Annotated in this window: 13 protein-coding genes; 6 read left to right on the top strand and 7 right to left on the bottom strand. The window is 61.5% G+C overall.

Annotation, left to right across the window (positions count from 1 at the left end):
- Positions 1–3: 3 nt before the first annotated feature.
- From BUC24_RS11915 to BUC24_RS11895, 5 genes are read right to left on the bottom strand one after another with little or no spacing between them, the layout of a single operon-like run.
- A complete protein-coding gene (locus BUC24_RS11915; RefSeq protein ID WP_073216100.1) occupies positions 4–1134 on the bottom strand; it encodes a DegT/DnrJ/EryC1/StrS family aminotransferase in 1131 nt (376 codons plus the stop codon).
- A 19-nt stretch (positions 1135–1153) separates the two neighbouring features.
- Positions 1154–1750, bottom strand: coding sequence for an acyltransferase (locus BUC24_RS11910; protein ID WP_073216097.1), 597 nt, complete (start codon positions 1748–1750; stop codon positions 1154–1156).
- A 1-nt stretch (position 1751) separates the two neighbouring features.
- Positions 1752–2813: a Gfo/Idh/MocA family protein gene (locus BUC24_RS11905; protein ID WP_073216094.1), complete on the bottom strand. Its 1062-nt coding sequence runs from the start codon at positions 2811–2813 to the stop codon at positions 1752–1754.
- Positions 2814–2829: 16 nt separating this feature from the next.
- Entirely contained in the window at positions 2830–4158 is a 1329-nt protein-coding gene (locus tag BUC24_RS11900) for a nucleotide sugar dehydrogenase (protein ID WP_073216091.1), read from the bottom strand.
- A gap of 27 nt (positions 4159–4185) precedes the next feature.
- On the bottom strand, positions 4186–6090 hold the full coding sequence (locus tag BUC24_RS11895) for a polysaccharide biosynthesis protein (RefSeq protein WP_229448181.1): 1905 nt from the start codon (positions 6088–6090) through the stop codon (positions 4186–4188).
- Positions 6091–6345: 255 nt separating this feature from the next.
- On the opposite strand from BUC24_RS11895, the gene BUC24_RS11890 reads away from it, so the two are divergent.
- Positions 6346–7011: a glycoside hydrolase family 19 protein gene (locus BUC24_RS11890; protein ID WP_083598887.1), complete on the top strand. Its 666-nt coding sequence runs from the start codon at positions 6346–6348 to the stop codon at positions 7009–7011.
- Here BUC24_RS11890 and BUC24_RS11885 read toward each other — a convergent pair.
- The gene (locus tag BUC24_RS11885) at positions 7001–7888 is read right to left on the bottom strand and encodes an N-acetylmuramoyl-L-alanine amidase-like domain-containing protein (RefSeq protein ID WP_073216085.1); all 888 of its coding nucleotides are present in this window, start codon (positions 7886–7888) and stop codon (positions 7001–7003) included. The genes BUC24_RS11890 and BUC24_RS11885 overlap by 11 nt on opposite strands.
- 40 nt (positions 7889–7928) lie before the next feature.
- A complete protein-coding gene (locus BUC24_RS11880; protein ID WP_073216081.1) occupies positions 7929–9287 on the bottom strand; it encodes a hypothetical protein in 1359 nt (452 codons plus the stop codon).
- Between the two features lie 342 nt (positions 9288–9629).
- On the opposite strand from BUC24_RS11880, the gene BUC24_RS26930 reads away from it, so the two are divergent.
- The 5 genes from BUC24_RS26930 to BUC24_RS11865 all read left to right on the top strand — a co-directional run bounded on the left by BUC24_RS26930 (position 9630) and on the right by BUC24_RS11865 (position 12286).
- The gene (locus tag BUC24_RS26930) at positions 9630–9788 is read left to right on the top strand and encodes a hypothetical protein (RefSeq protein ID WP_178372531.1); all 159 of its coding nucleotides are present in this window, start codon (positions 9630–9632) and stop codon (positions 9786–9788) included.
- 36 nt (positions 9789–9824) lie between these two features.
- Complete coding sequence (locus BUC24_RS26925) at positions 9825–10001, top strand: hypothetical protein (protein WP_178372530.1); 177 nt, start codon at positions 9825–9827, stop codon at positions 9999–10001.
- A gap of 170 nt (positions 10002–10171) precedes the next feature.
- Complete coding sequence (locus BUC24_RS11875; protein ID WP_073216077.1) at positions 10172–10546, top strand: LiaF transmembrane domain-containing protein; 375 nt, start codon at positions 10172–10174, stop codon at positions 10544–10546.
- On the top strand, positions 10536–11237 hold the full coding sequence (locus BUC24_RS11870; protein WP_073216073.1) for a LiaI-LiaF-like domain-containing protein: 702 nt from the start codon (positions 10536–10538) through the stop codon (positions 11235–11237). Before BUC24_RS11875 ends, BUC24_RS11870 begins: the two co-directional genes overlap by 11 nt.
- Positions 11237–12286, top strand: a complete 1050-nt coding sequence (locus BUC24_RS11865; protein WP_073216069.1) for a sensor histidine kinase — start codon at positions 11237–11239, stop codon at positions 12284–12286. The genes BUC24_RS11870 and BUC24_RS11865 overlap by 1 nt, the downstream gene beginning before the upstream one ends.

Below are 12286 nucleotides of genomic sequence, written 5' to 3'. Positions count from 1 at the left end.
GGACTACAGCAGTGCCATGATCTGTTCGTCGGACCCGGGCACGCTTTCGCCAACGGCGCGCAGCAGCGTTTCGCCCACTTCCTGGACCGAACCGGGATCCATATAGGGGCCCAGCGGCAGGCTTAACACCTTGCCGGCCATGGCCATGGCCACGGGCGCGTCGTCCGGCTGACACAAGTGGGCGTAGGCAGGCTGCATATGCATGGGCACTGGATAGTGCACGGCGGTGGGAATGCCGGCCGCGTGCAGGACAGCCTGGATGCGGTCGCGCTCTTCCAGCACGACCGTGTACTGGGCCAGCGCGCTGGTGCGTTCGCGCATGCGCGTGACCAGGCCGATTTTGCCGGAGAACAGGGCGTCGTAGGTGGCGGCGATGTGTGCGCGCCGGGCCAGCTCCCAGTCGAAGCACTCCATTTTTGCGAGCACGATTGCACACTGCAGCGTGTCCATGCGCCCGCCCACACCGACCCGGGTGTGCACGTAGCGGCGCGACTGGCCGTGCACGCGGATTTCGCGCATGGCCGTGGCCAGTGCGTCGTCGCTGGTGAAAATGGCGCCGCCGTCGCCGTAGCAACCCAGCGGTTTGCTGGGGAAAAAGCTGGTGCAGCCGATGTGCGACAGGTTGCAGCTGTGCTTACCCTGGTAAGTGGCGCCAAAGCTCTGCGCGGCGTCTTCGATGACATGCAGGCCGTGCCGGAACGCGATGGCATTGATGGCGTCCATGTCGGCCGGCTGACCGTATAGCGACACCGGCATGATGGCCCGCGTACGCGACGTGATCCGCTCCTCGACCAGGGCCGGATCGAGATTGCAGGTGGCTCGGTCGATATCGGCAAAGACTGGCGTGGCGCCCAGCAGCACGATGGCTTCGGCCGTGGCAATGAACGAAAACGGCGTTGTGATGACTTCGTCGCCGCGGCCGATCCCCAGCGCCATCAGTGAAATCAGGAGCGCCTCGGTACCGGACGACACGGTGATGCAATGACGCGCGCCAGTGTAGGCGGCCAGGCGCTGCTCGAGCTGCCCCACTTCCGGGCCCATGATGTACTGGCCGTGATCGAGAACGGCCTGAATGCGGCTGTCGATATGCGTGCGCAAGGCTTGATACTGCGATTTGAGGTCGACAAAATCCATGAGCTGTCTCCTTGTCAGGTCAGGTGTGGGCGGGGCCGTTGTCAAGCGTGCAGCTGCCGTCACGCACGGTGTAGATGTCGCCGGTATGGGGACAGGCGGCCTTGCCGGTCGAGCCCACGCCCAGTGCCAGGCGCTCGCCATGGCGGCTCATCCAGCCGGTCTGGCGCGCCGGCACGCCTGCCATCAGGGCAAAGGCCGGTACATCGCGCGTGACCACCGCACCGGCTGCAATGAAGGCGTAGCGGCCGACCGTGACGCCGCATACGATGGTGGCGTTGGCGCCAATGGTGGCGCCGCGCTGGATCAGGGTGCGCCGGTACTGGTCCTTGCGTACCACGGCGGCGCGCGGATTCCAGACGTTGGTAAACACCATGCTGGGGCCGCAAAAGACGTCATCTTCGATCGTGACAGCGTCGTACACGGAGACGTTGTTCTGGATTTTGACGCGGTCGCCGACCAGCACGTCGTTTCCGATAAAGACATTCTGTCCCAGCGAACAGCCGGCGCCGATGCGCGCGCCGCCGCACACGTGCGAAAAATGCCAGACCCGGGTGCCGTCCCCGAGCGTGGCGCCGGCGTCAACGATGGCACTGGCGTGAATTGGCTGGTCACTCATCTCAATACTCCAAAGGCAGGGCAACGCGCTTGCCGTCGCGTGCGGATTTATAGGCAGCCACCAGTACCTCGAGCGACTTGAGGCCTTCGCGGCCATCGGTTTCGGGTTCGGCTTCGCCGCGCAGCACCTTGATCACGTTGTCGTAGTAGAGCGGGTGGCCATAGCCATACACCGACGTGGTCTGGTAGCTGGCGTCGCGCACCAGCATGTCGTCTTCGTGGGGTGCGGCAAATTCCCATTGCTGCACTTCGTTGACGGCCACCCCGCCAATGCGCACGGTGCCGGTTTCACCGAGGATGGTGATCGACCCCTCCAGGTTGCGCGGGTAGGTCAGCATGGTGACGTTCATGGAGCCGAGCGCGCCGTTGCGCCAGCGCAGGCTGATCACACCCGTGTCTTCCACCTCAATGTCGCGCGCCAGGGTGGCGGTGTACGCTTGCAGGCTTTCGACCGGGCCGATGATCCAGTCAATCAGGTCAACATAGTGGCTGGCCTGGTTCATGAAGGCGCCGCCATCGTATTCCCAGGTGCCGCGCCATTTGGCGCTGTTGTAGTAATCGGCCGGCCGGGTCCAGAACACGTTCAGGTTGACCATGTAAATGCGGCCGAAGCGCTTCTGGTCGACCGCGCGCTTGAGCAGTTGCAGCGTCGCGTTGCGGCGGTTCTGCTTGACCACGAACATGCGCACGCCAGCGGCGTCGCAGGCGCCCACCATGCGCTTGCCGTCTTCCCAGCGCGTTGCCATCGGCTTTTCGGTGATGACGTGGCGCCCGGCCGCGGCAATCTGGATCGCCTGTTCCGGGTGCAGGCCGGACGGCGTGGCGATGATGACGGCATCGGCGTCCGACCGCGCCAGCAGGTCGCTCAGGCTGCGATAGGGGCGCGCACCGGTCGATTTGGCCGCGGCGCTCAGGCACGTGGGGTCAATGTCGCACACGGCCACCAGTTCGCAGCGGTCGGCATGCTGCGCGATCGCGTTGAAGTGATTGGCGGCGATACGGCCGCAGCCGACCAGGGCAAAGCGGATTTTGCGGTCCACGACGGCAGGTGAGAAGTAGCGCATGATCGATTCCTCGGCCTCAGGCCTTGACGACATTGGAAGGCGCATCCAGGTACACGCCACGGGTATCGACGATCAGTTGCGCGTACGCCTGGATCAGCGCGTAGTCAAAGGCACTGTGGCTGGTAGCGATCAGCACCACATCGGCCGCGCTGATCGAGGCTGGCGTCAATGCCACGCTGTCGAGCTCGAAGTTGTGCGCTCGCATGGTGGGGAAGGAGGGCACATGCGGGTCTGAATACGAGACCAGCGCGCCCTTGTCACGCAGGATCTCCATCAGTTCCACCGACGGCGACTCGCGCATGTCCTCGATATCCTTCTTGTAGGCGATCCCCAGCACGAGTATGTTGGCGCCCTTGACCGAGCGGCCGCGCTCATTGAGGGCATCGGCCAGCTTGCCGATCACCCAGTGCGGCATGTCGCTGTTGATTTCGCCGGCCAGTTCGATAAAGCGTGTATGCAGCCCGTACTGGCGGGCCTTCCAGGTCAGATAGAATGGATCGATCGGGATGCAATGCCCGCCCAGGCCCGGGCCGGGGTAGTAGGCGGTAAACCCGAACGGCTTGGTGGCGGCGGCCCGAATCACCTCATGGATATTGATATCCATTTTGTCGGCAATGATCTTCATCTCGTTGACCAGGCCAATATTGACGGCGCGGTGGATGTTCTCCAGCAGTTTGGTCAGTTCGGCCGCGCGTGTGGAACTGACCGGCACCACCTGGTCGATCGCGCCGCCATACAATGCCAGGCCGGCCTGCAGGCAGGCTTCGGTATCGCCGCCACACACCTTGGGAATGGTGCGGGTGGCAAAATCGCGGTTGCCCGGGTCTTCGCGTTCCGGTGAAAACACCAGGAACATGTCTTCGCCCAGCGTGAAGCCTTTCGATTCCAGGCGCGGGCGCAGCTCTTCATCGGTGGTGCCGGGGTAGGTGGTGCTTTCCAGGGAAATGACCTGGCCGGCACGCAGATGGGGAAGCAAGGCATCGGCCGTGGCCAGCACAAAGCTCAGGTCCGGCTCGCGGTAGTCGTTGAGCGGCGTGGGCACGCAGATGATCAGCGCGTCGGCTTCGCGCGCCCTGGCAAAGTCGGTGCTGGCCTCGAAGCCTGCGGCGACGGCACTGCCAATGTCAGCTTCGGCAATGTGTTCGATATAGCTTCTGCCCTGATTGAGCCGATTGACCTTGAATGCATCGATATCGATCCCGAGTACCCGAAAGCCTGCCTGCGCATACCGCAAACTCAGTGGCAATCCCACATAGCCGAGGCCGATGATCCCGATCAGGGCGCTGCGGGTCTCGAACTTGTCGATCAGTCGGGCCAAATAGCTGCTTGCATGGTGGTCGCGCATTGCTCTCTCCACTAGGTCAATGTGAATCTAGATCCGAAACGGGATGATTTTGGTGAGTGTCTGTTTGCCACCAGCCAGGACGCTCGGCGCCGACGCCATGTGCGTTTGCGGCGTGTACTCGGCCACGATGGCCTTGACCATCGAATCGATCATGCCGCGGTCGTTGGTGTCGCATGCCATCATCAGGAAGGTGATGTACGTTTCCAGCACGCCTGAATGCAGCGCGCTTTCCTTCATGCGCATGATGCGCGGATGCTCGCTTGGATAGACCAGGCCCTCGGTGAGCAGCTCTTCGTTGAGCTTTTCACCGGGGAACAGGCCCACGAACTTGATGTCGATGTCGCCGCCGGGGTTCAGTGGCGAGCGTTCGGTCAGCCCGGACAGCACAATCATGCTGCGTGCCAGATCGACGATCTTGATCGGCGCGCCCATGTCGAGCACGAACACATCGCCACCCTTGGCCATGGCGCCTGCCTGAATCACCAGTTGCGCCGCTTCGGAGATGAGCATGAAGTAGCGCGCCACGTCCGGGTGGGTAATGGTCAGCGGTCCGCCATGTGCGATCTGGCGCTGGAACAGGGGAATGACCGATCCGGACGATCCAAGCACATTGCCAAAGCGGACCATGCAGAAGGTGGTGTCGGCCGAATAGCGCGACGCGGCGGCCTGGAAAATCAGCTCGGCAATGCGCTTGCTGGCGCCCATGATGTTCGAGGGACGCACCGCCTTGTCGCTGGAAATGAGTACGCAGGTCTCGACCTTGAATTTGCCGGCAGCGGCGGCGATGACTTGCGAGCCCAGGACGTTGTTGCGCAAGCCTTCGACGATATTGGTTTCAACCAGCGGCACATGCTTGTATGCAGCCGCGTGATAGATCGTGTCGACCTGCTCGTCTTGCAGGATGCGTTCCACCAGGGCGCTGCTGCACACGGAGCCCAGGTGGGCAATGATGGGCAGATCGGGAAAGCGGGTCTGCAATTCCTGGCGGATGGTATACAGCGCAAACTCGGAGTGATCCAGCAAATGCAGCTGGGCCGGCGCAAGCGTGACGATCTGGCGACACAGTTCGCTGCCGATGGAGCCCCCGGCGCCGGTGACCAGCACGGTCTTTTGGTGGACGCAGCGGGCAAACAGGTCGATCCGGGGCGGCACGGGCGCACGCCCCAATAGATCCTCGAACTTGAGTTCGCGAATCGATTCAATCGGGGCGCGTTCATCGGCCAGGTCGAGCAGGCGGCTGAGAATCTTGGTGGTCACGCCGGCCGCGGCAAGCCGCTGCATGATGTCGCGCAGGCGCTCGGGCGACACGGAAGGAATGGCGATGATGATCGAGCGGATGCACAAGGAGCTGACCATCTCGCTCAGGCGGTCGGTATGGAATACCCGCAGGCCGTCGATGGTGCGCTCATTGAGCACATGCTTTTCGTCGAAGAAGCACACGGGGCGGTATTCATTGCTGCTGCGCATGGCCAATGCCAGCTGGGCCCCGGCTTCGCCCGCACCGTAAATGGCCACCGTGTGCTCGTTGGCAGGGCGGGCGCTGATATGGTTGCGTAAGAAATTTCTGACCGAAATGCGCGAGGTCACCACGTACGAGAAAGCGATGAACCAGTAAATGGCCAGCGCGCCGCGCGGCAGCTGTTCGTCTTTGGTCAGGAGCAGGCCAAAATACACGCACAGCACAGCGCCCCCAAGCGCCAGGCCAGTTGCGGTGAGCAGGCGCTGGTCGATAAAGCGAATCACGGCGCGGTACACATCGGACACGGAAAACGCGGCCACCGTGACCAGGGTGACTTCCAGGTAGGCCGCCATCCCGAAGCGGGTGGCGGAACCGGTATCGCCCAGACGCAGCGTCATGGCAACCAGAAAACACAGCGGCAGTGCCAGCACATCGACACCAACCATCAGCAGGATCTTGGCGGTGCGGTTCATCGACACCATACGAGTGCAGCAAGTGGCAAGCGAGGGAAGGGAGGGCGTCGGCATGGCGGATGAACTGCTCGGTAGACGTGGATGACTTGGCGTTTTGTAAGTTGATTATCAACGTCGGTCAGAATGGTTGATTTGACAATCATCAACCGCAGCCTTGGCGCGGAAATGGCGAATTGACCTGACCTTATTTGATGTCGGTAAAGGTCGTGCGGGCAGGAATTACTACGATGGAGTTGCGTCCCGAAGGAATTGAAGATGGCTGTGATCGTTTCGCTCGAACAGATAAACCGGCTCGCGCCCGACTGCGGCGCTGCCTACCGCGCTGCGTTCGCGATCGGGCAGCCAGTGCTGGCGCAGTATGCAATTGCCCAGTCGCCCTTGCGGGTGGCGCATTTTTTTGCCCAGATTCTGCACGAAACGGGCGCCTTGACGCTGCAGTTTGAAAACCTCAATTACAGCGCGCGCCGTCTGCGCGAGATCTGGCCCGCGCGCTTTCGCCCGCGCGGTCCGCTCAACGCGGCGCGCTACGCCTATCGGCCACAAAAGCTGGCCAATGCGGTCTACGGTGGGCGCCTGGGCAATGTGGGTCCGAATGATGGTTATGTTTTCCGTGGTCGCGGATTGCTGCAGCTGACTGGAAAGGACGGCTATGCGCATGCGACCACACTCTTACGCCAGGCCTCGCGCGCGGCACCGGACCTGACGCGCGAGCCCGATGCCGTGGTATCGGCCGCGTGGTGTCTTCAGGTGGCGGCAGCCGAATGGCAGGCGCGCGGCTGCAACGAGGCCGCTGATCTGGACGACGTGGCGCTGGTGACCCGGTTAATCAATGGTGGCAGCATCGGGCTGGCCGAGCGGATCGCCTGGACCGGCAAAACGCGCCTGGTCTGGCCCGCGCTGGAGCCCGGATTCAGCCCTTGACCGGGCCTGGGCGCGGCTGCGGCGCGGCAGGGGGGATGATAATGTTGTCATTCAGGCGCAGCAGCTTGAAGCCGGCCAGCTTGCGGCCACGTTTGCCGTTGCGGGCTTCACGCTCGGCCGTGCGCGCAAAGAAGGCGTCGAAGCTTTCTTCACGCACCGCCGGTTCGGCAGAATTGAGGAAGCGCCTTTCGCCATCCGGACCCAATACAATCAGACCCACGTGCGTCACCAGATAGTTCCCGTCCATGATGGATACCACATTGACCATGTCGCCTTCCTGCAGCTTGGGCAGCACGGCTTTCAGCTTGTCCTTTGGCAGATACGGTTCGCGGGTGGTTTGCACGGGAATGGCGCTCAGGGTCTGATGACGGGTTTTCAGGAACGCTGCGCGGTCCACCGTCATCGCGTAACTGGGGCCATCCTTGCCCGCCAGTTCGGCTGTGATCTCGGTCAGCAGCCAGCGGTTGTTCACGTTCCAGTCGACTTCCGTGTAGTGATTGCGGCTTGCCACGCCGATGACGCCATCCTTGTAGCGGATGCGCTGCAGCGTCCAGAAAAACGCTTCCCACGACTGGCTCAGCGCCATTGCATAGGTGTGCTCGGCGAACACCACGCAATCGCTTTTTTCAAGGCTGTACAGGGGCAGCGCGTCGTGCAGTTCATAGGGGAACTCGCCCAGCAGATTGAGCGCATAAGGCTGGCCGATGTTCTGGCGGCCGATGGCTGCAATCCGCTTGCGCAAGTCGGGCTGCGCCTGCTGCATGGCAGCGATGTAGTTGCCCGCTTCTGGCGGCGACATGCGGTAAATTGGCTTGGACGCCGGGTTGGCAAAACCGCACAACAGAGCGGACAAAGCGAGGACAGGTAGGATGCGCATGCAGCATGGTAGCTTTTCGTGGCGGCGCGCACAACCAAGCTCACTCGCACTGTCTGAATTTAAACGACACTACCCGGCTTTGCCAGGCGGAGGCGCTACTACTTTGTATATATTGCTGGGTGTACCAGAAAGTGCAGCCGTCCGTGGGATCGAGAGCGAGCATTCCCGCTGGTTGCGACAATCCCACGCGGGTCGACTGCACGCCGCTGCCATTGACGACGGTTTGTTCGCCCTGCATGCGGCCTGGCGGATCGCTGTGCAACCGGCCAGTGTAACGAATCGTGGCTGCCGTCGCGGCCGAGGCGACTGCATAGCCAAGTGCGATATTGCCCATCTTGTCGATGCCGATGCTGCCCATCCAGCGATTGTCGCCATCGGTGCCCTGCGTGCCTTGCTGATAGACCTGCGGTGCTCCCAGCGCATCCCTGATCTCGTACCAGCGCAGGCCGATCTGGCCGTGCGCCAGCAGTACAGAATGATTGAGCAGCAGCGAGCGGCCGTCGTAAATGATGCGCGGCGCCAGCCGGTTGGCGTGCGCGGGCAGCAGGGCGCCGGCGTGCGGCTGTGGCATGCAGATGCCTGCGTCGATGTCCGTGCAAGCGGCGATAAAAGGCGCGACCGGAATCTTCACCAGACCGGCGATGCGATTGTTCGCATGATCGTAGCGCCATAGCGAGAGCGCACTACCGCGGCCGGCTGCGGCAAAGTCCAGCGCGAGCAGAAGGGCGGGTGTGCCGGTCTTGATTGCTGCGTTCGGCGCCATCGCGGCAGCCGTCACGCCGCTGGCGGCCAGCTCACTGCAGCGCAGCTTCGGCTGCGCCCCCGCCATCGCGCTGGCGTTCATGCTGCAAATCCGCGTGCCACCGGTGCGAATGGAAAACGTGAGCAGGATTGCGTCGCGCCACATGGCCAGTGCGGGATCACCATCGGCACCGTGCAGTGCGATCGCGTGCGCGTGATAGCGGCCGGCTGCATTCGCCCCCGCTGAAACAAGCAAGCAAAGATAGGGCGCCTGGCTGGCGTGGTAGGCGAACATCCATCGCTCTGCCAGATGGTCGTACAACATCGAGACGGGACCTTGATGCAAGTGCGCGCAGGTTTGCAGCGCGCGGGATGGCGCAGCGGCGTAAAACAGTGTGGATAGGGCCAGCGGTGGGCGCAGCAGCGCGCCGCTGCGCTTGTCGTAAATGGCCAGTGCTCCCTGCGCCACCTGAACATACTGGATGCGACCGGCGGCGCCGCTGACATGGCCGCCGCGCTGCGCTTCGAATGTCACGTTCTTGTTGTCGATATCGAGCGATGGAATATGTTGCCCGTCTTGCGCGGGTGGCAGGGCGGTGAACGGCTGTAATGCCTGGGCCAGAGCAAGTGACAAAATCCCGCCAAAAATTGCTTCCATAAATTCTCACCTCCTTGTAGGACTACGACGCATGAAGCGTGCCGAGCCTGTTTTCAGAGTGTGAATAAATAAAAGCGCGCCCGTCGTTGCAGGGCGTATGCGAAATTGTAAAAAATTCCGACAGTGCCAAGAGGGCGAAGCGCAGTGTGCGGCAACGAACGGTTGAGCGGGAGCGCGGCCCTTATGATGAAGCTGTGTGAGTGAGGGACCGGCGGAAAAGAATCAACAATACCGCGGTGCCGCTCCTCAACAGGTTAGCCGGTCGCCTCAAGGATCGGCACCAATTTTCGCCGCGGTGGTAATCACGCCACCGTGGCAGTAACTGGAAAAACGGAGGTTGTCATGGCTACCTTTACCCACCCGCCCAAACATGTGGTGCGCGCTTATCTGGAACGCCGTTCACGCGATCCGAAACCGCCACCAACGCCAGAAGAAATCCGGCGTCAGCTGGGCTGGGGCATGGCAGGCGCTGGGATGAAGCTGGCCGACAACCGTTCCTGATTTCCTTGTAAAAAAGTTCGACAACAGGAGAGCACCATGACTAAGCGAATCGGCAACAAAGACGAAGCACAGCTGCGCGGCAAGGCAGAAAAAAAGGACATCAAGCGCACCAACATCGCACGCGAAGCCATTAAAAAGGCATTGGCCAAGGCCAAATACCGCAACCAGGTTCGCAATCAACCTGCCGTCGCTGGCGCATTGCCACCCGCCTGACGCCACAGTTTTCCAAATAAAGCCCGTATCGGACGCCCGATGCGGGCTTTTTTGCGTTATTGGCAGAAAACACCGTCGTTCACCGATAGCGGCACGCCATTCACCGAAATCCGGTTTTCCTTGCGTTTGTGTCCATGTATTGTCACCCTATTCTTTCAACGGAGGGCAATGTGAACACTGACAATTCCTACGAATGGCGCAAACAGCTCTTGTGGGGTCTGGTCCTGATCGCTGTGGGCGTCACTTTTTTGCTGGACCAGATGGAGATCATCGAGGTGCAACAACTGTGGCACTATTGGCCGCTGCTCATGGTCATCCTCGGTATCAACAAAATGATCGGTTACCCGACCGCCAAGCATTTCACGGATGGCTTGTGGACCATGCTGATCGGTTTGTGGTTGTTTGCGGTATTTGAAAACGAGTTTGGCCTGACGTTCCGCAACAGCTGGCCGTTCCCAATTATCGTGTGCGGCATCACCATGGTCCTGGAACCATTGATACGCAAGCGTTTTGCACCAAACGAAGAGGTCCGCAATGAAAAATGAACTCCGCAAAAGCGTACCTGGCCAGGTAATCCTGGGGGTGTTCATCATCGGCATCGGCATTCTGTTCTTGCTCGATAACCTGAACATCTTCGACTTCCACCGCGCCGTCTCGTTCTGGCCCGCCGTGTTCATTCTGATTGGCGTCGTCAAACTGCTCGATACGCGCTCGCCGAATGGTGTGTTGCTCGGCTGCGTATTTACGGCGCTTGGCATCGGCTTGACGCTCAATCGGCTGGGCTACATCAATTTTGACTGGCGCATGATCATGCCCTTGCTGGCCATTGGCGCCGGCGCCGTGATGGTGTTTCGCTCCCTGACCGGGCGCCGTACCATTGAATCGGCCATGAAAGTGGACGAGGGCAGCGATTCAGTGGTGGAAGTGACGGCGGTACTTGGTGGCTTTGAGCGGCGCGTCACCAGCCAGAGTTTCCGTGGCGGCGAGGTCACCGCGATCATGGGCGGCTGTGAACTCGATCTGCGCAACTCGTCGATCGAAGGCGAAGCGGTGGTCAACGTCTTTGTGGCGATGGGCGGCATCACGCTCAAGGTGCCGCCCGACTGGACGGTGATCTTGCACGGTACGCCCATCATGGGGGGCTTTGACGAGAAAACGATCACGCCGCCGCACAATCTGAAACGCCTGATCATCAAAGGGTACGCCATCATGGGCGGCGTGGAAGTGCGCAACTGATGCAAGGCTTGTTTTCCAGTCGCCGCGGCGCAGCCCTGTATCTGATGGTATGGCTGCTGCTCGGTCTGGTGTTTGCCGGATCGCTGATCAGCGCAACCGGGGCGGGCTGGCTCAACGGGCTGCTGTTTGCATTGCCGGTCACGCTGGTGTACGGCTGCGCTGCGGGCTTTTCCTCATACTACCTGTGCCGTGCCTATCCGCTGGACGATAAGCGGATCGGCGCCATCCTGGTGGTGTTTGGTTTCAGCGCCATGATTTCAGCCCTGTTGTGGACTGGCTTCTGCATCTTGTGGAACAGCCTGTGGCTGGAACTGGGCGTGCCCCTCAGCGCGGCATTGAAAGCAACCGTGTTCGGACTGGGCGTGGTGCTGTACGGCCTGTCGGCCATCGCGCACTATCTAACCATCGAATTCCAGCGTGCGCGCAACGCCGAGCGGCGCGAACTGGAATCGAAGCTGATGGCACAAGAAGCCGAACTGCGCATGCTGCGTACCCAGATCGACCCGCATTTTTTGTTCAACAGCCTCAATTCGATCAGTGCGCTGACTTCGCAAAACCCGAAAGGCGCACGTGAAATGACGCTGCAGCTGGCCGAATTTTTTCGCCACACGCTGGGCTTGGAGGCGCACCGCAAGGTGCCGCTGGAAGCGGAGATTCGCCTGGTGACGCATTTTCTGGCCATCGAAACCGTGCGCTTCGGCGCCCGTTTGCAGGTGCAGCAGATGGTGGCTGACGATGCCAGGGACTGTCTGCTGCCGCCGATGCTTCTGCAGCCACTGGTGGAAAACGCCGTCAAGCACGGCATTGGCAATCTGGCGCAGGGCGGCACGATCCGCATCACGGCGCAACGGGCCGGCTCGATCCTGCATGTTGTGGTCGAAAACGATGTCGATACCGACCTGGATCAGCGACCGGGCCGCGGTATCGGCCTGGCCAATGTGCGCCAGCGTCTCGCCACCCTGTACGGCCACCAGGCCAGTGTGAACTGGACGCGCGAACAACATACATTCCGGGTGGCCGTGGCGCTGCCCGCAGAGACAACGGAGTAG

Source organism: Massilia sp. CF038, assembly GCF_900129765.1.
Classification (GTDB): domain Bacteria; phylum Pseudomonadota; class Gammaproteobacteria; order Burkholderiales; family Burkholderiaceae_D; genus Telluria_A.
Note: the sequence above shows the minus strand (reverse complement) of the source record. Positions and strands in the feature narration are given on the sequence as shown.

What these genes read in the sequence shown, in the direction of transcription:
- BUC24_RS11915 (WP_073216100.1), bottom strand. Translation starts at nt 1,134, where the DNA reads ATGGATTTTGTCGACCTCAAATCGCAGTATCAAGCCTTGCGCACGCAT.
- BUC24_RS11910 (WP_073216097.1), bottom strand. Translation starts at nt 1,750, where the DNA reads ATGAGTGACCAGCCAATTCACGCCAGTGCCATCGTTGACGCCGGCGCC.
- BUC24_RS11905 (WP_073216094.1), bottom strand. Translation starts at nt 2,813, where the DNA reads ATGCGCTACTTCTCACCTGCCGTCGTGGACCGCAAAATCCGCTTTGCC.
- BUC24_RS11900 (WP_073216091.1), bottom strand. Translation starts at nt 4,158, where the DNA reads ATGCGCGACCACCATGCAAGCAGCTATTTGGCCCGACTGATCGACAAG.
- BUC24_RS11895 (WP_229448181.1), bottom strand. Translation starts at nt 6,090, where the DNA reads ATGAACCGCACCGCCAAGATCCTGCTGATGGTTGGTGTCGATGTGCTG.
- BUC24_RS11890 (WP_083598887.1), top strand. Translation starts at nt 6,346, where the DNA reads ATGGCTGTGATCGTTTCGCTCGAACAGATAAACCGGCTCGCGCCCGAC.
- BUC24_RS11885 (WP_073216085.1), bottom strand. Translation starts at nt 7,888, where the DNA reads ATGCGCATCCTACCTGTCCTCGCTTTGTCCGCTCTGTTGTGCGGTTTT.
- BUC24_RS11880 (WP_073216081.1), bottom strand. Translation starts at nt 9,287, where the DNA reads ATGGAAGCAATTTTTGGCGGGATTTTGTCACTTGCTCTGGCCCAGGCA.
- BUC24_RS26930 (WP_178372531.1), top strand. Translation starts at nt 9,630, where the DNA reads ATGGCTACCTTTACCCACCCGCCCAAACATGTGGTGCGCGCTTATCTG.
- BUC24_RS26925 (WP_178372530.1), top strand. Translation starts at nt 9,825, where the DNA reads ATGACTAAGCGAATCGGCAACAAAGACGAAGCACAGCTGCGCGGCAAG.
- BUC24_RS11870 (WP_073216073.1), top strand. Translation starts at nt 10,536, where the DNA reads ATGAAAAATGAACTCCGCAAAAGCGTACCTGGCCAGGTAATCCTGGGG.
- BUC24_RS11865 (WP_073216069.1), top strand. Translation starts at nt 11,237, where the DNA reads ATGCAAGGCTTGTTTTCCAGTCGCCGCGGCGCAGCCCTGTATCTGATG.